Below are 16,893 nucleotides of genomic sequence, written 5' to 3'. Positions count from 1 at the left end.
CGCCCCGTCCGACGCGCAGCGACGAAAACCCCCTCCGGTCGCCCGGAGGGGGTTTTCGTTCTTGTGGCTGGGGCCGGGGTCGAACCGGCGACCTATCGCTTTTCAGGCGATCGCTCGTACCAACTGAGCTACCCAGCCACGAGGTTTCAGTGAAACCTCAGCGGTCCTGACGGGATTTGAACCCGCGGCCTCCACCTTGACAGGGTGGCGAGCACTCCAAACTGCTCCACAGGACCAAGCTGTTGTGTACGACAGTGTCGCACACGGTGTTGCGTGCCCCCAACGGGATTCGAACCCGTGCTACCGCCTTGAAAGGGCGGCGTCCTAGGCCGCTAGACGATGAGGGCTATCGGCCCGCCTGGGCGCTTCTCAGCGCGTCGGGGACGTCATGAGCATATGGGATGGCGGGGGGTATCGCCAAAACGGTTTACGGGGCCGTCCTGGAGGGGGTTCCGGAGGGGCTCACGGACGGGCTGAGCGGCGGGCTGGGGGAGGGAGTCGGAGAGGGGCTCGGGGACGGTGCGGCTCCGGGCAGGTTCTCCTTCGGGAGGTGGCGGCTGACCTCGGCCGTCGTCAGACCCAGGCCGCCGAGTTTGATCTCGTCCCAGGCCTGGAGGCGGCGGGTGTCGCGGTCGAAGTAGAGGATCGACGCCTCGATGGGGTCCGGGTACTTGCCCTCGACGGCACGCAGTCCGCTGCCGCCTGTGGAGCCCTCGACGCGCAGCCGCGTGCCCTTCTTCATGACCTCCGTGTCCTCGTGGTGGAGATGTCCGGCCAGGACGAGGGGCACCTCGCCGTCCGTGCTCCGGGCGGCGGAGGGCTCGTGGGCGATGGCCACGTCCGCCGGGGTGCCGGCGTCCCGCTGGGCGCGCAGGGCCTGGGCCAGCCGGGCGCCCGCCTCCTCCTGGGACTCCTCGGCGCCCGGCGCGGAGGAGCGGTCGGGGGTGAACTGGGGGTCGCCGATGCCGGCGAAGCGCAGCCCGGCGAGGGTGACCGCGCGGCCGTCGTCGAGGACGTGCACGTTCTTCATGCCCTCCAGGTAGCGCTGGGTGACGAGCGAGTCGTGGTTGCCCCTGACCCAGACGTACGGCGCGCCGAGCGTGGCGATGGGGTCCAGGAAGCCGTTCTCCGCGGCCGAGCCGTGGTCCATCGTGTCGCCGGAGTCGACGATCACATTGACCTTGTACTGCTCCACGAGCGAGGCGATGATCTTCCAGCTCGCCGGGTTCAGGTGGATGTCGGACACGTGCAGGACGCGGACGGTGGTGGGGTCCGGCTGGAAGGCGGGGAGCGTGGAGGTGACGTCGTAGAGCTTGGTCACGTTGGTGACCAGGCGGGCGAGTTCCTGCTGGTAGACGTCGAACTCGGTGACGATGCTGCGGGCGTTGCCGACGAGCGAGGGCGCGGAGGACAGCAGGCCCGAGAACCGCGGCTCCAGCACCGACTTGGGGTTCCAGGTGGCGTACGCGGTCGCGCCCGAGGCGGCCAGCAGGGTCAGGGCGAGACCGCCGGCGGCGAGGGCGCGGCGGGGGCGGCGGTAGACGGCGAGCCCGAGCGCGGTGGCGCCGGAGACCACGGCGACGCAGGAGCGGAGCGCGAGGTCGAGGGTGCCGTGCTCGATGTCACGGGCGACCTCGTCCTGGAGGCCGGAGAGGCGTTCGGGGTGGTCGACGAGGGCCTGGGAGCGCTCGGGGTCGAGCTGGTCCACGTTCACGTCGAGGCGGACCGGGGCGATGTGGCTGTCCAGGCTGAGCGCGCCCAGCGGGGAGATGTTGATCTTCGTGCCGCCGGTGACGGACGGGCGCAGGGTCATCGTCGTGTTCATGGGGCCGACGGACACGCGGACGTCCCCGACGATCAGCAGGCCGAGCCAGGCGCCGACGATGACGACGACGGTCAGGCCGAGAGCGCGGAACCAGGGGTTGGGGCGGGCGGCGAGTTCGGGGACCGGGTTCCCGCTCCTGGCGGGCTTGCGGCGCTTCAGGGCGGCGGTGGGGAGACGGGCTCGGACCATTGGTGCCCTATGCCCCGGTCCGGGCGTTGGTATGCGGACGGTTCGTGACCTCCCCCCGGCCGCGTCGTACCGGACAATGGGCCTGTGCTGGAGATGACGCGCGAGGAGTTCGAGGAACTGGTCGCCGAGGCGCTGGACCGGATTCCGCCGGAGTTGACGCGACTGATGGACAACGTCGCGGTGTTCGTCGAGGACGAACCGGCGGCGGACGATCCCGAGCTGCTCGGGCTGTACGAGGGGACGCCGCTGACGGACCGCGGGGAGTGGTACGCCGGTGTGCTGCCGGACCGGATCACGATCTACCGGGGGCCGACGCTGCGGATGTGCAAGACGCGGGAGGAGGTCGTCGCCGAGACGGAGGTCACGGTGGTGCACGAGATCGCCCACCACTTCGGCATCGACGACGCGCGGCTGCACGCCCTCGGCTACGGCTGAGCCGTCCGGCAGCGGGGCGCGCGTCGGCGCGTGTCTTCTTGCGGGCGCCGGGAGTTGGGCACGTCGACTCCTTACGCCTGCCCCGGAGGTGGCCCCGTGCGCCCCTTGTACGTACCCGTTCGTCTGGCCGCGACGGTCATGGCCGTCGCCACGGCCGCCGGCTGCATGAGCGTGGGGCACGAGGAGGACGGCCGGGCCAAGCCGTCGCACTCGGCGGGGCAGCGGGGCGGTGAGGCTCCCGGCGGGGTCTCGGCGGGCTCCGGCGGCGGCTTCGGGATGGGCGCGGCGGGCGGCGACGGCAAGCACGGGCACGGGAAGGGCGGCAAGGGCGGAGCGAGCGCCTCGGCGTCGGTCTCGGCCCCGCCGTCGGCGGGCCGGAGCGCGCCGGCCTCGCCGGGGGCGGTGCGGCCGGGGACGAGCGAGCAGCCGGGGGTGCCGACGCCCACGGGAGCGCAGCCGCCCGCGCCCACGCGCTCGCCCGACCCGGAGCCGCCCGCGCCCACGCCGGAGCCGCCGTCGCCCACGCCGGAGCCGACGGTCGCCGAGCCGTCGTCCTCGGCGCACGAGGACGACGGGGGCGCGGCGGCGCAGCTGGCGGACCGGGAGCCGGCGCCTGAGGCGGGCGAGCCCGCCTGGTAGACCTGCTGCTCTGTCCCGGCCGGACGTCCGTCCCGGCAGTCGTCCGTCTCGGACAGGCGTTCGTCTCGGGCAGGTGCTCTGTACCGGGCAGGCCGTCCGTCTCGGAAGGTCCATCGCACGGGCCCATCGCGCAGGTCCTTCGGCAGGTTCTCTCCTCGGCCCGAGGAGGACGCTGAGCTGCGGTGATGAGGCTCGGTTTGCCTTCGGTGGTCAGGGTGCTTATAGTGGTAGATCGTTTGATCCCATTTGCCCGGCGCCACCGCAGAGCGCGCCGTGTGGCGCGTACTCTCCCTTGCCGTGGCTGACCGCATAGAGGCGGTCGTAGTGCAATGCGAACACGGAGTTGACGGGCGCGTGCCGACTTGAGACTCCGGAAGGTTTCGCATTCGCATGTCCATTTCCAGTACTGATCACTCCGTCGTGCCCGAGAACAACGACGAGCCGATCAACCTCGAGGCGATCGAGGTCGCGGAGACCGTCGGGGCCGAAGAGGCCATCGCCGAGGCCGTAGAGGCCATCGTCGAGACGCCCGAGGCCCCCAAGACCCCCGAACTCACCTTCGCCGCCCTCGGGCTCCCCGAGGGCGTCGTGCGCAAGCTCGCGCAGAACGGCGTGACCAGCCCCTTCCCGATCCAGGCCGCGACCATCCCGGACGCCCTGGCCGGCAAGGACATCCTCGGCCGCGGCCGCACCGGCTCCGGCAAGACCCTCTCGTTCGGTCTGCCGCTGCTGGCGTCGCTGTCCGGCGGACACACCGACAAGAAGAAGCCCCGCGGCATCATCCTCACGCCGACGCGTGAGCTCGCGATGCAGGTCGCGGACGCGCTTCAGCCGTACGGCGACGTACTCGGCCTGAAGATGAAGGTCGTCTGCGGCGGTACGTCGATGAGCAACCAGATGTACGCCCTGGAGCGCGGCGTCGACGTCCTCGTCGCCACCCCGGGCCGTCTGCGTGACCTCATCAACCGCGGCGCCTGCTCGCTCGAGAACGTCCAGGTCGCCGTCCTCGACGAGGCCGACCAGATGTCCGACCTGGGCTTCCTGCCCGAGGTCACCGAGCTGCTCGACCAGATCCCCGGCGGCGGCCAGCGCATGCTGTTCTCGGCCACGATGGAGAACGAGATCTCCACGCTGGTCAAGCGCTACCTGAGCAACCCCGTCACGCACGAGGTCGACAGCGCCCAGGGCAACGTCACGACCATGTCGCACCACATCCTGATCGTGAAGCCCAAGGACAAGGCGCCGGTCACCGCGGCGATCGCCTCCCGCAAGGGCCGCACCATCATCTTCGTGCGCACCCAGCTCGGCGCCGACCGTATCGCCGAGCAGCTGCGCGACTCCGGTGTGAAGGCGGACGCGCTGCACGGCGGCATGACCCAGGGCGCGCGGACCCGCACGCTGGCCGACTTCAAGGACGGCTACGTCAACGCGCTCGTCGCGACCGACGTCGCCGCCCGCGGTATCCACGTCGACGGCATCGACCTGGTGCTCAACGTGGACCCGGCCGGCGACCACAAGGACTACCTGCACCGCGCGGGCCGCACCGCGCGCGCCGGCCGCACCGGCACGGTCGTCTCCCTCTCGCTGCCGCACCAGCGCCGTCAGATCTTCCGTCTGATGGAGGACGCGGGCGTCGACGCCGGGCGTCACATCATCCAGGGCGGCGCCGCCTTCGAGCCGGAGGTCGCCGAGATCACCGGCGCCCGTTCGATGACGGAGGTCCAGGCCGAGTCCGCGGGCAACGCGGCGCAGCAGGCCGAGCGTGAGGTCTCCCAGCTCAGCAAGGAGCTGGAGCGTGCGCAGCGGCGCGCGACCGAGCTGCGCGAGGAGGCCGACCGTCTGGTGGCCCGCGTGGCGCGCGAGCGTGGCGAGGACCCGGAGGCGGCTGTCGTCGCGGCCGCCGAGGCGGTCGTCGAGCAGAACACCGTGACGGAGGCGCCGGCCGAGGCCGCGGTCTCCGAGCAGCCCGCCGAGCGTCCCGCGTACGAGCAGCCGCGTCAGCGTCGTGACGAGCGGGGCAACTACGAGCGCCGTGACGACCGCGGCGGCCGTTCCTTCGAGCGCCGCGACAACGACCGTGGCGGCTTCAACCGTGACGACCGCGGTGGCTTCAACCGTGACCGCCGTGACGGCGACCGTGGCGGGTTCCGCCGCGACGACCGCCGTGACGACCGTGGTGGCCGTTCCTTCGAGCGTCGTGACGACCGCGGTGGCTTCAACCGCGACCGCCGTGACGACCGTGGCGGCGCCGGCCGTGACGACCGTGGTGGCCGCTCCTTCGAGCGTCGTGACGAGCGTCCCGCGGGCGGTTTCAACCGTGACCGTCGCGACGACCGCCGCGACGACCGTCGTGACGAGCGCCCCTCCGGCGGCTTCCGCCGTGACGAGCGTCCCGCGGGCGGCTTCAACCGTGACCGTCGTGACGAGCGTCCCTCCGGCGGGTTCCGCCGCGACGACCGTCAGTCGGGCGGCTTCAACCGTGACCGTCGCGACGACCGTCCGTCCACCCACCGTGGCAGCGACCGTCCGTTCAACCGTGACCGTCGCGACGACCGCCCGGGCTTCCGCTCCGGCGGCCACGACCGCCCGTTCGGCCGCCGTGACGACCACCGCGGCACCGGCTCCGGCTCCGGCACGACCGGCCGTCGCGACGACAAGCCGCGCTGGAAGCGCAACGGCTGACGTCGGCTCAGTCGAGTGAACGCCGTGGCCCCCACCGAACATCGGTGGGGGCCACGGCGTTCTCGCGTCTCCTGGCAACCCCGTCTGCGTCTCGTCGCCGCCGACGGGAAGGCGGACCTCGTGGTGCGCGACACCGCGGGCGGGCTGTACCGGCTGCCCGGCACCGGGACGGGCACGTTCGGGGCCCGGGTCAAGATCGGCGCCGGGTGGCAGAACTACAAGGGCATTTTCTAGCCAAGTTGTGACGTGTGTCACGCCTTCGGCAGGGGAATTGCTGGGGGCATGACAGATGACGGCACAGCGGGTCGGCCGGCTCCCGGGAAACTCTCGGACGAAGAGCGGCTGGCCGAACTCGGTTACACCCAGGTCCTCGCCCGCCGCATGTCGGCGTTCTCCAACTACGCGGTCTCCTTCACGATCATCTCGGTCCTGTCGGGCTGTCTGACGCTGTATCTGTTCGGCATGAACACGGGCGGCCCGGCGGTGATCACCTGGGGCTGGGTCGCCGTCGGGCTGATGACCCTGTTCGTCGGCCTGTCCATGGCCGAGATCTGTTCGGCGTACCCGACATCGGCGGGCCTGTACTTCTGGGCCCACCGGCTGGCGCCCCCGCGATCGGCGGCGGCCTGGGCCTGGTTCACGGGCTGGTTCAACGTGCTGGGCCAGGTGGCGGTGACGGCGGGCATCGACTTCGGCGCCGCCTCCTTCCTCGGCGCCTATCTGAACCTCCAGTTCGACTTCGAGGTGACACCCGGCCGGACGGTCCTGCTGTTCGCCGGGATCCTGGTGCTGCACGGACTGCTGAACACCTTCGGGGTGCGGATCGTCGCCCTCCTCAACAGCGTGAGCGTGTGGTGGCACGTGCTGGGCGTGGGCGTCATCGTCGGAGCGCTGGCCTTCGTCCCCGACAAGCACCAGTCGACGTCCTTCGTGTTCGGCGAGTTCGTCAACAACACCGGCTGGGGCAGCGGGGTCTACGTCGTCCTGCTCGGCCTGCTGATGGCCCAGTACACCTTCACCGGGTACGACGCCTCCGCCCACATGACCGAGGAGACGCACGACGCGTCGACGGCCGGCCCCAAGGGGATCGTGCAGTCCATCTGGACCTCGTGGATCGCGGGCTTCGTGCTGCTGCTCGGCTTCACGTACGCCATCCAGTCCTACGACGCCGCGCTCGCCTCCCCGACCGGAGCGCCGCCCGCCCAGATCCTGCTCGACGCGCTCGGCGCGACCGCCGGCAAGCTGCTGCTGCTCGTGGTGATCGGCGCCCAGCTGTTCTGCGGGATGGCGTCGGTGACCGCCAACAGCCGCATGATCTACGCCTTCTCGAGGGACGGGGCGCTGCCGTACTCGCACATCTGGCACACGGTCAGCCCGCGTACCCGCACGCCCGTCGCGGCGGTCTGGCTCGCGGCCGGCGGCGCGTTGGTGCTGGGCCTGCCGTACCTGATCAACGTGACCGCGTACGCGGCCGTCACCTCGATCGCCGTCATCGGCCTCTACATCGCGTACGTCATCCCGACCCTGCTGCGCCTCCGCAAGGGCGAGGCCTTCGCGCGGGGACCGTGGCACCTGGGCCGCTGGTCGAAGGCGATCGGCGTGGTGTCGGTGGCGTGGGTTGCCGTCATCACCGTCCTGTTCATGCTGCCCCAGGTCTCCCCGGTCAGCTGGGAGACCTTCAACTACGCCCCGGTCGCCGTCCTCGTCGTGCTGGGCTTCGCGGGGGTGTGGTGGCAGGTCTCCGCCCGCAACTGGTTCCTCGACCCCGAGCACGAACGGACCATCGCCCGCGAGGCGTCACGGGCGGCGGCACCCGCCGAACTGCCCGAACCGTGACCGATCTCGATCGCTTCGCGTCGCCCGGCGCGCCCGTGTCTCCGATACCCGATCGGAGACACGGCCGCGTCCGGCTATGCTCGGGGAGGCAACATCGCCTGGGCCCTTAGCTCAATTGGCAGAGCAGTGGACTTTTAATCCATTGGTTGTGGGTTCGAGTCCCACAGGGCCTACCGGCGGCGAGGCGGGGGACACCCCCTTCCGGCCTGTGGTGCAGCGCTCGGGTCGACTTCGGTCGACCCGAGCGCTGCTTCCGTTCCAGGGCCGGTGCGTGAGCGCGGGTACCGTGCCGTTCTCGGCCCGGCGGGGGGTCGGTCGGTCAGTGGTCGGAGTAGCTGAAGTCCCCGATGGTCCAGGCGCTGACGTCCTCGATCGCCACGCGGTACATCCCGCCCGTCTCGGGGATCCCCACCGTGCCCTGGAGGATCCGGGCGACATGGAAGTGCAGATGCGTGGGTGGCCCGTCCTTCTTCGCGGGGGTGTCGAAGACGGCGGAGAACTCTCCCAGGTGGGCGGAGTCCGTCAGCACCTCCGACACCCTCTGCCGCCAGGTGGCTTCGGGAGCCAGTCGACCGGTGATGACGGCACCACCGGTGACCACGGTCAGGGGCATCTGATTGCTCTGCTCGGACTCCACAAGGGCGGCGATGTCAACGATCAGCTCGTCAGGCTTCGGCATGAGATCGGATTCTATGCACCGACCCGTCCGAGACGGGCCCGCGGGGATACCGGTGCCGCGGTCGGCGCAGCGCCAAGGCGGACGGCGGTGCGGTGCGCCCGGGGTCAGTAGGCGGCAAGGGAGATGGCGACGTAGTGCGCGGCGAAGGCTGCCACGGTCAGGGTGTGGAACACCTCGTGGAAGCCGAACCAGCGGGGTGAGGGGTCGGGGCGGCGGACGGCGTAGACCACCGCACCCGCGCTGTAGAGGAGACCGCCGGTCACCACCAGGGTGAGTACGGCCGCTCCGCCGGCGTGCAGGAAGTCGGGCAGGTAGCTCACCGGTGCCCAGCCCAGGGCCAGGTAGCAGGGCGTGTACAGCCAGCGGGGAGCCGAGACCCACAGGACACGGAAGGCGATGCCGGCCAGCGCGCCCGCCCAGACGATCCACAGCAGCAGGGCCCGCTGGTCCGACGGCACGAGGAGCACGGCCAGCGGGGTGCAGGTGCCGGCGATGATCAGGAAGATGTTGGCGTGGTCGAGGCGACGCAGAACGGCCTCGCCCAGCGGCCCCCAGGTGCCCAGGTGGTAGACGGCGCTCGTCCCGAACAGCAGCCAGGCGGTGACGGCGTACACAGCGCAGGCCAGGGTCGCTTCAGGGGTCCCGGCCAGGCAGATCAGGACGATGCCGGCGCTCAGTGAGGCGGGGACCATCGCGGCGTGGAGCCAGCCACGCAGCTTCGGCTTGATCGGCTCGACCAGGTCGGCCGCCCGCTCCACCAGGTCGGCCACGGGGTGCGGGCCCTCCCGGGCGTCGCTTCCGCCGTCGACGTCGTCGCGGGACACGGCTTCCCGTCCTGTCCCGGACCTCTGGGCATCATCGGCAACCATTCGATCATGCTAGAAGCCCGCGGGGGCCCCAGGCGCCTTTCGGGCTCGCGGATCCTTCGAGCTCAAACGAGCGGCGGGCGCTCCGTGGCCGGGCCGGGAGTACGGTGGCGGTACCGAGCGCACCTCGCACGCCGTCATCCGTTTCGGCGTCGCCCTCGGGGAACGGCAATGCCGGAGCACATCGTGTCCGGTCGGAAATGAGCCGCCCCACATGAGCCTGATGAGTCTCGGAGTATTCGCCTCCTCCCGCAAGGAGAACGAGTTCCGCCTCCCGTTGCACCCCCGTCACCTCGACCGGATCGCCCCGGACGTACGCGAGCGGATCTTCCTCGAACAGGGCTACGGCGAACGGTTCGGCATCGCCGACGACGCGCTGCGACCACTCGTGGCCGGCCTGCGCTCCCGCGAGCAGCTGATCGCCGAGTGCGACATCGCGCTGCTGCCCAAGCCGATGCACGACGACATCGCCGAGCTGCGCGAGGGCCAGGTCCTGTGGGGATGGCCGCACTGTGTGCAGGACGAGAAGATGACCCAGATCGGCATCGACCGTCGGCTGACCCTGATCGCCTGGGAGGCCATGAACCACTGGACGCCCACGGGCGCCTTCAGCGTCCATGTGTTCCACAAGAACAACGAGCTCGCCGGCTACTGCTCGGTGCTGCACGCCCTCCAGCTCGGCGGGCTGACCGGGCACTACGGCCGCCGCATGCGCGCGGTGGTGATCAGCTTCGGCGCCACGGCGCGCGGAGCGGTCACCGGCCTGGGCGCCATGGGGGTCACGGACGTCACGGTGCTCACCCAGCGCGCCGCCGCGGCGGTGGCCTCGCCGATGCCCTCGGTCGTGATGGCCCACTTCGAGGAGCAGGAGGACGATCCGTCGCGCCTGCGGGCGGTCACCGCGGCAGGTTCCGTGCCGCTGGCGGAGTACCTGGCCGGGTTCGACATCATCGTCAACTGCGTCCTGCAGGACACCGACGCGCCGCTCATGTTCGTCACCGACGAGGAACTCGCCCTGTTCCGGCCGGGCACCTTCTTCGTCGACGTCGCCTGCGACGAGGGCATGGGCTTCGCATGGGCCCGTCCGACCACCTTCGGCGAGCCCATGCCCGCGGTGGGGCCGGGGTGCCACTACTACGCGGTGGATCACAGCCCGTCCCACCTGTGGAACTCCGCCACCTGGGAGATCAGCGAGGCGCTCCTTCCGTACCTGCGCAAGGTCATGAGCGGCCCCGCGGCATGGGACGCCGACCCCACGGTCAGGAAGGCCGTCGAGATCCGCGACGGGGTCGTCCAGAACCCGAAGATCCTCTCCTTCCAGCACCGGTCGGCCGCCTATCCGCACGCTCCCGAGGTCCAGGCGACTCCGCTGGGTTCCCAGGAGTAGGTGAACATGTCGATGTTCATTCGAACATTGACGTGGTAGAAATGGCGTCATGGATGTCGCAGACCGTCTCGACCTGACCCTTCGCCTCGTGCAGGGTCACGGCCGGGACCAAGGGCAGGGGCAGGGGCGGGTCTCCGTCGCCGAGCTCGCCCAGCGGCTCGGGGTCTCGGAGATGACCGTGCGCCGGGACCTGGACGTGCTGGAGCGGCAGGGGCTGGTGCGGCGGGTGCACGGCGGGGCCGTCGCCGGGCGGCCGCGCGAGGAGGGCGGCGGCTTCGAGGCCCGGCAGGCGTGGCAGGCGGCGACGAAGGATCGGCTCGGCGCGGCCGTCGCCGCACTCGTCGAGCCGGGGTCACGGGTGCTGCTGGACGCCGGGACCACGACCGTGCACGTGGCGGAACACCTCGCCGCGCGGGGCCCGTTGACCGTGGCCGTGCTCAGTCTCCAGGCGGCGCTGCGGCTGGCCGACCGGCCCGGCATCGACCTGCTGGTCGTCGGCGGCCGGTCCCGCCCGGGTGAGCGGTCCCTCGTCGGACCGCTGGCCCTGCGCACCCTCGAGTCCCTGGCCTTCGACGTGTTCGTGATGTCGATCGGCGGGGTGCACGCCGTGCACGGCTGGTCGGAGTTCTCGCTCGAGGACGCGGCCGTCAAGCAGGTGGGACTCGGTCAGGCCGCCCGTACGGTCGCCGTCGCCGACGCGACCAAGCTCGGTGTGCGCGCGTTCAGTCAGGTCGCCCCGCTCGACGCCGTGCAGTCCTTCGTCACCGACGCCGCCGCGGCGGACCCCGCCACCCATCCCGGCGGCCCGCAGACCCTGGACGCCCTGCGTGAGGCAGGCGTCGAGACCCGGCTGGCCTGAACCCGTTCCAGGAGACCCCGTGAAACCGCTGATGATCCTGGTCGCCGGCCCGTACCGTTCGGGCACCGGCGACGACCCCGCGAAGCTCGCGGCCCATGTCAGGGCCATGAACGAGGTCGCCCTCGCCCTGTTCCGCGCCGGGCACCTGCCCGTCACCGGCGAGGCGCTCGCGCTGCCCCTGCTGGAGGCGGCGGGCGGCGCCGCCCCCGGCGACCCGCTCTTCGACGAGCTCTTCCACCCCGTCGCCGAACGCCTGCTGGAGCGCTGCGACGCGGTGCTGCGCATCGGCGGTCCGTCGCAGGGCGCGGACCGGATGACCGAGCAGGCCCGCGCCCAGGGCAAGCCCGTCTACGCCGACCTCGGCGCCGTCCCCGACGCCGCTGCCACCCTCCTCGAAGGCCGCCGATGACCGAGCACGTCGACACCGCACCCGCCCCCGCGTCCGGTTCCCACGACGCTCCGCCCCGGCCCGCCCCCGGCACCCCCGGCATCGACGTCCCCGACCCCCGCGGCCGCACCGGACTCGACCGCCACGGACGCGACCTCACCGGCAACGACCGGGTCCGCGTCCTCGACGTCGAGGTCCTCGCCTGCGACTGGTCCGTCCTGCGCCGCACCACCTTCGACTACCGGCACAGCGACGGCCACTGGAGCCGCGAACTGCGCGAGACGTACGACAGGGGCGACGGCGCCACGATCCTGCTCTACGACCCCGACCGCCGTACGGTCCTGCTCACCCGGCAGTTCCGGCTGCCCGCGTACGTCAACGGACATCCGGACGGCATGCTGCTGGAGGCCGCCGCCGGACTCCTGGACGGCGACGACCCGCGCGAGGCGATCCGCCGCGAGGCGGCCGAGGAGACCGGTCGCGCGGTGCACGACGTCGAGCATGTCTTCGACGCGTTCATGAGCCCCGGTTCGGTCACCGAGCGCCTCAGCTTCTTCGCCGCGCCCTACGACGCCTCCGCCCCCGGTGCCGACACGGCGGGCGTGGCGGCCGAGGGCGAGGACATCACCGTCGTCGAACTCCCCTTCGCCGAGGCCCTCGACCTCGTCCGCACCGGCGCGATCGCGGACGCGAAGACCATCATGCTGCTCCAGTGGGCCGCGCTGGACGGCCCGTTCGCACCGCCGGCGGTCAGCCCACGCCGAGCCCGGTGAGGTCGGCCAGCGGCAGCGTGTGCTGGGTCTGGAGGACCTTCGCACGCAGGTAGCGGACGTTGTGCGGGGTCGTGAAGACGCCCGTCGGGACCCGGTCCTGGACCTCGATGCCCAGGTCGCGCAACTGGCCCGCCTTGTCGGGGTTGTTGGACAGCAGGTCCAGGCTCGTGATGCCCAGGGCGCGCAGCATCTGGGCGGCGGCCGTGTAGTCCCTGTCGTCCTCGGGCAGGCCGAGCGCGGCGTTCGCCTCGTAGGTGTCCAGGCCCTGGTCCTGGAGGGCGTACGCGTCGAGCTTGTTGTAGAGGCCGATGCCGCGGCCCTCCTGGCGGAGGTAGAGCAGGACACCGCCGGTCCCGGCTATGCGCTCGACCGCCTCGCGCAGTTGCGGCCCGCAGTCGCAGCGGGCGGAGCCGAAGACATCACCGGTCAGGCACTCGGAGTGCAGCCGGACCAGGGGGGTGGCGCCGGGCGCCCGCTCACCGAGGACGACGGCGACGTGCTCCTGGCCGTCGACGAGGCCGTGGAAGGTGACCAGCTCGGCGTCGACGGAGTAGCCGTCGGGGAAACGCAGCGGTACCCGGACGCGGGCGCGCGGGGTGGCGGCGGGGGTGTCGGGCATGCGGTCTCCCGGGTCCGGAGGACGGTGGCAAGGCGGCGCTGGGCCGCCTTGTGCTTCAGATTTGAAGCAGATCCAACGAGTCGAGACCCTACCCCATGCTTTAAATTTGAAGCAACTGGTTTGTGGCGCCCCTCACGAGGCCGCGGTCAGGCGGTCGCGATCACGGCCCCCGGTTGCGGGGCCGCGGTCACGGGGGTCACGGCGCCGCGGTCACGGGGTGCCGGAGCAGGGCGACGAGCGGCGGCGCCACGGGAGGTCCTCCGGTGCCGTCTCGCCGCCGTCCTTCTCCTGGAACCCGCGTGCGACCTGCGTGAAGATCTCCTCCAGCTGTCCCACCTGCTCGGGGGTGAGCCGGTCGAACAGGGCCGTGCGGACCGTCTCGACATGGCCGGGCGCCACGTCCTCCAGCACCGCCATGCCCTCGTCCGTCAGCACCGCGACGCTGCCGCGCTTGTCCCACTGGCAGTCCTCACGCCGTACCAGCCCGTCCTTCTCCAGCCGGGAGACCGCGTAGGTCAGCCGGCTGCGGGTGATCTTCAGCCGCTCCGCGAGGTCGGTCATCCGCAGCCGCCGCTCCGGGATGTCGGAGAGGTTGGCGAGGATGGAGTAGTACAGGTGGGGCATGCCGGCCTCCTGCTGGAGCTGCCGGTCGATCGCGTCCTCGAGGAGGAGGTAGCCGGCAACGTACGCGCGCCAGGCGCGTTGCTCCTCGGGGGTGAGCCAGCGAGTCGTCATGCCCCCAGTGTAAGTTTGTTTCAAACTTGAACCAAGCCCTGCCCGTCATCCCAGGGAGAGCCGCGCCGATGCCGTACCCGTACGTCCTGCTGTCCGCCGCCGTCTCCCTCGACGGCTATCTGGACGACACCACGCCCGAGCGCCTGCTCCTCTCCAGCCGCGCCGACTTCGACCGCGTCGACGAGGTACGGGCCTCCGTCGACGCCATCCTCATCGGCGCCGGCACGATCCGCGCCGACAACCCCCGGCTCCTGGTGAACTCCCCCGAGCGCCGCGCCGCCCGCGTGGCCGCCGGACTGCCGCCGTACCCCCTCAAGGTCACCGTCAGCGGCTCCGGCGATCTCGACCCGGCGGCGAACTTCTGGCACACGGGCGGCGAGAAGATCGTGTACACGACGGAGAAGGGCGCCGAGCGGGTCCACGCGCTCGGCATCGCAGCGGACGCCGTCCCGCTCGGCCCCGAACTGGACTGGCGCCGCCTCCTCGAACACCTCCACGACGTGCGCGGCGTACGGCGCCTCATGGTCGAGGGCGGTGGCACGATCCACACCCAGCTGCTCCGGCAGGGCCTCGCCGACGAACTCCAGCTCGTCCTCGCCCCGCTCTTCGTGGGCGACCCGGCCGCGCCCCGCCTGTTCGGGCCGGGCGGCTACCAGGGCGGGCGCCTGCGTCTGTTGGAGACCCGGCGCATCGAGGACGTCGTCCTGAACCGCTACGAGCCCACCGCCCCCGGTGCCGGACCGTTGCCCGCCGCGGCCGACCGGCACTGGCTGGCCCTCGCCTGCGCACTCGCCGCCGACTGCCCGCCGTCGGAGACCGCCTTCAGCGTGGGCGCGGTGATCGTGGCCGCCGACGGCACGGAGCTGGCACGCGGCCACTCCCGCGAGGCCGGCGACCCGGTCGTGCACGCCGAAGAGGCCGCCCTCGCGAAGCTCGACCCCGCCGACCCCCGGCTGCCCACCGCCACCGTCTACAGCAGCCTCGAACCGTGCGCCCGCCGCTCCTCCCGCCCGGCCCCCTGTGCCCGCCTCATCCTCGACGCAGGGGTGCGCCGGGTGGTCACGGCCTGGCGCGAGCCGGACACCTTCGTCACCGAGGCGGACGGAACCGGTCTGCTGACGGCCCGGGGCGTCGACGTCCTCGTCCTCCCGGAGTACGAGGAGCGGGCGAAGGAGCCGAACCGCCACCTCCTGTGAGGCCGCTGGGGCCCCGCGGATCAACCGATGTGCTTTCCGCCCCGCTGATGGCGTACAGTTGTGTTCATCGCCGCGGGGTGGAGCAGCTCGGTAGCTCGCTGGGCTCATAACCCAGAGGTCGCAGGTTCAAATCCTGTCCCCGCTACTGATGGACCGAAGGCCGGAATCCGAAAGGGTTCCGGCCTTCGGCGTTTTCGTCGACCCCGTCGATCGCTTCCTCACTCTTGGTGACCGGTCGACCGCCCTGCGCATGACGACTGAGTCACCATCAAAACTCCTGTGACTGATGAAGCGTTTCCGGGGTATGTCGAGGCGTGGTCAACTCGCCCGTTTTTCACCGCTGGTAGCCCAAAAGTCCAGGCCAGAAATGTTGTTGATCAAGAGGAACAGCTTGGAAACCCACCCCCGGGTCTATTAACGTTCGATAACGCAGCGCGGTCGTCCCAGCCGGCACCAGAGTCGGCTCCGTGCGGCACGTGCCGAATCCCGCAAGGGAACCGGGGAACCACCACCATGGGGTGAATCACGCGGAAGCCGTCGTGAACTCGCAGAGTCCACGACCGGTATACGCGCGTAGGAGACCTTCCCGCTCCGAACCCGTCAGCTAACCCGGTAGGCGACGGAAGGAAAGGAGTGCGCCCGCGTGGCGTCCAACCCGCCTGCCCCCGAGGCCCCGTACGCGCCCAGCCAGCGGTCCACCGAGACCTTCGGCTACGGCGGCTACCGCACCGACGAGGGACCTTGGGAGGAGTGGAACCCCACCGCGGAGTCCACTCGCCCGGTACGCGGCAAGCACCGCGTCGCCAAGCAGCGCGGCGGCGGATTCGCCCGCAGCTCCACCGTTCTCGGCGTCGGCGTCATAGCCGCCGTCAGCGCGGGTGGCATGGCCAGCGCCAACACCGGCAAGGCCCCGGTCTCCATCTCGATGCCGGACCTGCCCAACGTGGGCTCGCTCATCTCCGACGACGAGCCCGCCCCGGAAGCCGCGCCGGCCCTCGCCAGCTTCGGCTCCGAAGCCGCCGTGGACACCGAGGAGAGCGCCGCCGACGCCGGCGAGGCACTGCGCAGCCGGATCATGGCGCAGGCCGAGTCGCAGCAGTCCCAGGTCGAGGTCAAGGCTCTCGCCGCAGCGGCCAAGGCCGAGTCCGACGCCGCCGCCAAGGCCGAGAAGGAGGCGGAGGCCAAGGCCGCCGCCGCGAAGAAGAAGGCCGCCGAGGAAGCAGCCGCCAAGGCCGAGGCCGCGCGCCTGGCCGAGCTGGCCAAGCAGTACACGCTGCCGACCTCCTCGTACACGATCACCTCGACCTTCGGTCAGGCCGGTTCGCTCTGGTCCTCCGGCTACCACACGGGTCTCGACTTCGCCGCGCCGACGGGCACGCTCATCAAGGCCGTCCACAGCGGCACCATCACCGAGGCCGGTTGGGCCGGTTCGTACGGCTACCGCACCATCCTGACCCTGGACGACGGCACCGAGCTGTGGTTCTGCCACCAGTCGTCGATCAGCGTCAGTGTCGGCCAGAAGGTCGCCACCGGCGATGTGATCGGTCGGGTGGGCGCCACCGGGAACGTCACCGGGGCCCACCTCCACCTCGAGGTCCACCCGGGCGGCAGCGCCGAAGGCATCGACCCGGCGGCCTGGCTGCGCGACAAGGGCCTCAACCCCTGAGTCGTCCCTCCGGAGCCCCCGAGCCGGCCGTCCGGGAACCGAACCTTGAGCCGTTGCTTCGGACCCCCTGAGCCGGTTCGTTCGGTCACCCTGATCCACCTGGCAGCCCCGACGCCCTC

Annotated in this window: 16 protein-coding genes, 5 tRNA genes and 1 riboswitch; of the genes, 13 read left to right on the top strand and 8 right to left on the bottom strand. The window is 71.3% G+C overall.

Going from position 1 to position 16,893, the window contains the following annotated elements; translation table 11 throughout:
- Positions 1 to 64: 64 nt before the first annotated feature.
- The 4 genes from OG736_RS21305 to OG736_RS21290 all read right to left on the bottom strand — a co-directional run bounded on the left by OG736_RS21305 (position 65) and on the right by OG736_RS21290 (position 2,014).
- A tRNA-Phe gene (locus OG736_RS21305) sits at positions 65 to 138 on the bottom strand.
- 23 nt (positions 139 to 161) lie between these two features.
- A tRNA-Asp gene (locus OG736_RS21300) sits at positions 162 to 236 on the bottom strand.
- A 38-nt stretch (positions 237 to 274) separates the two neighbouring features.
- Positions 275 to 347: transfer RNA gene (locus OG736_RS21295), tRNA-Glu, on the bottom strand.
- 80 nt (positions 348 to 427) lie between these two features.
- Positions 428 to 2,014, bottom strand: a complete 1,587-nt coding sequence (locus tag OG736_RS21290; protein WP_327183856.1) for a metallophosphoesterase family protein — start codon at positions 2,012 to 2,014, stop codon at positions 428 to 430.
- A gap of 84 nt (positions 2,015 to 2,098) precedes the next feature.
- Here OG736_RS21290 and OG736_RS21285 point away from each other — a divergent pair, with 84 nt between their 5' ends.
- The 6 genes from OG736_RS21285 to OG736_RS21260 all read left to right on the top strand — a co-directional run bounded on the left by OG736_RS21285 (position 2,099) and on the right by OG736_RS21260 (position 7,779).
- On the top strand, positions 2,099 to 2,449 hold the full coding sequence (locus tag OG736_RS21285) for a metallopeptidase family protein (RefSeq protein ID WP_216377826.1): 351 nt from the start codon (positions 2,099 to 2,101) through the stop codon (positions 2,447 to 2,449).
- Between the two features lie 96 nt (positions 2,450 to 2,545).
- A complete protein-coding gene (locus OG736_RS21280) occupies positions 2,546 to 3,088 on the top strand; it encodes a hypothetical protein (RefSeq protein ID WP_327183855.1) in 543 nt (180 codons plus the stop codon).
- Between the two features lie 390 nt (positions 3,089 to 3,478).
- Positions 3,479 to 5,770 (top strand): DEAD/DEAH box helicase, encoded by a 2,292-nt coding sequence (locus OG736_RS21275; protein WP_327183854.1) that lies wholly within the window; start codon positions 3,479 to 3,481, stop codon positions 5,768 to 5,770.
- A 24-nt stretch (positions 5,771 to 5,794) separates the two neighbouring features.
- On the top strand, positions 5,795 to 6,004 hold the full coding sequence (locus OG736_RS21270) for an FG-GAP repeat domain-containing protein (RefSeq protein ID WP_327183853.1): 210 nt from the start codon (positions 5,795 to 5,797) through the stop codon (positions 6,002 to 6,004).
- Positions 6,005 to 6,052: 48 nt separating this feature from the next.
- Complete coding sequence (locus OG736_RS21265; RefSeq protein WP_327183852.1) at positions 6,053 to 7,606, top strand: amino acid permease; 1,554 nt, start codon at positions 6,053 to 6,055, stop codon at positions 7,604 to 7,606.
- Between the two features lie 100 nt (positions 7,607 to 7,706).
- A tRNA-Lys gene (locus tag OG736_RS21260) sits at positions 7,707 to 7,779 on the top strand.
- Positions 7,780 to 7,925: 146 nt separating this feature from the next.
- Here the strand turns inward: OG736_RS21260 and OG736_RS21255 are convergent.
- A complete protein-coding gene (locus OG736_RS21255) occupies positions 7,926 to 8,285 on the bottom strand; it encodes a GvpU-like protein (protein WP_020131259.1) in 360 nt (119 codons plus the stop codon).
- A gap of 104 nt (positions 8,286 to 8,389) precedes the next feature.
- Positions 8,390 to 9,109 carry a PAQR family membrane homeostasis protein TrhA gene (gene trhA / locus OG736_RS21250; protein WP_327183851.1) on the bottom strand — a complete coding sequence of 240 codons (720 nt, stop codon included), beginning with the start codon at positions 9,107 to 9,109 and terminating at the stop codon, positions 8,390 to 8,392.
- Positions 9,110 to 9,365: 256 nt separating this feature from the next.
- On the opposite strand from trhA, the gene OG736_RS21245 reads away from it, so the two are divergent.
- Genes OG736_RS21245 through OG736_RS21230 form a run of 4 tightly spaced genes read left to right on the top strand, consistent with a single transcriptional unit; the run spans position 9,366 to position 12,558 of the window.
- Positions 9,366 to 10,538 (top strand): N(5)-(carboxyethyl)ornithine synthase, encoded by a 1,173-nt coding sequence (locus OG736_RS21245; RefSeq protein ID WP_327183850.1) that lies wholly within the window; start codon positions 9,366 to 9,368, stop codon positions 10,536 to 10,538.
- Between the two features lie 49 nt (positions 10,539 to 10,587).
- The gene (locus OG736_RS21240; RefSeq protein WP_327183849.1) at positions 10,588 to 11,397 is read left to right on the top strand and encodes a DeoR/GlpR family DNA-binding transcription regulator; all 810 of its coding nucleotides are present in this window, start codon (positions 10,588 to 10,590) and stop codon (positions 11,395 to 11,397) included.
- A 31-nt stretch (positions 11,398 to 11,428) separates the two neighbouring features.
- Positions 11,429 to 11,806, top strand: a complete 378-nt coding sequence (locus OG736_RS21235; protein ID WP_327187672.1) for a DUF4406 domain-containing protein — start codon at positions 11,429 to 11,431, stop codon at positions 11,804 to 11,806.
- Positions 11,803 to 12,558 (top strand): NUDIX domain-containing protein, encoded by a 756-nt coding sequence (locus tag OG736_RS21230; RefSeq protein WP_327183848.1) that lies wholly within the window; start codon positions 11,803 to 11,805, stop codon positions 12,556 to 12,558. The genes OG736_RS21235 and OG736_RS21230 overlap by 4 nt, the downstream gene beginning before the upstream one ends.
- Here the strand turns inward: OG736_RS21230 and OG736_RS21225 are convergent.
- On the bottom strand, positions 12,536 to 13,177 hold the full coding sequence (locus tag OG736_RS21225; protein WP_327183847.1) for a GTP cyclohydrolase II: 642 nt from the start codon (positions 13,175 to 13,177) through the stop codon (positions 12,536 to 12,538). The genes OG736_RS21230 and OG736_RS21225 overlap by 23 nt on opposite strands.
- A 210-nt stretch (positions 13,178 to 13,387) precedes the next feature.
- On the bottom strand, positions 13,388 to 13,912 hold the full coding sequence (locus tag OG736_RS21220; RefSeq protein WP_327183846.1) for a MarR family winged helix-turn-helix transcriptional regulator: 525 nt from the start codon (positions 13,910 to 13,912) through the stop codon (positions 13,388 to 13,390).
- 68 nt (positions 13,913 to 13,980) lie between these two features.
- On the opposite strand from OG736_RS21220, the gene OG736_RS21215 reads away from it, so the two are divergent.
- The 3 genes from OG736_RS21215 (at position 13,981) to OG736_RS21205 (ending at position 16,774) form a co-directional block, all read left to right on the top strand.
- Positions 13,981 to 15,108, top strand: coding sequence for a dihydrofolate reductase family protein (locus OG736_RS21215; protein WP_327183845.1), 1,128 nt, complete (start codon positions 13,981 to 13,983; stop codon positions 15,106 to 15,108).
- 71 nt (positions 15,109 to 15,179) lie between these two features.
- A tRNA-Met gene (locus tag OG736_RS21210) sits at positions 15,180 to 15,253 on the top strand.
- Positions 15,254 to 15,575: 322 nt separating this feature from the next.
- Positions 15,576 to 15,742: riboswitch (cyclic di-AMP (ydaO/yuaA leader) on the top strand.
- Between the two features lie 9 nt (positions 15,743 to 15,751).
- Positions 15,752 to 16,774: a M23 family metallopeptidase gene (locus OG736_RS21205; RefSeq protein ID WP_314223021.1), complete on the top strand. Its 1,023-nt coding sequence runs from the start codon at positions 15,752 to 15,754 to the stop codon at positions 16,772 to 16,774.
- Positions 16,775 to 16,893: the final 119 nt, after the last annotated feature.

It is taken from the genome of Streptomyces sp. NBC_01334 (assembly GCF_035983595.1).
Lineage (GTDB): Bacteria > Actinomycetota > Actinomycetes > Streptomycetales > Streptomycetaceae > Streptomyces > Streptomyces coriariae.
This window is presented reverse-complemented; position numbering and strand designations above follow the sequence as displayed.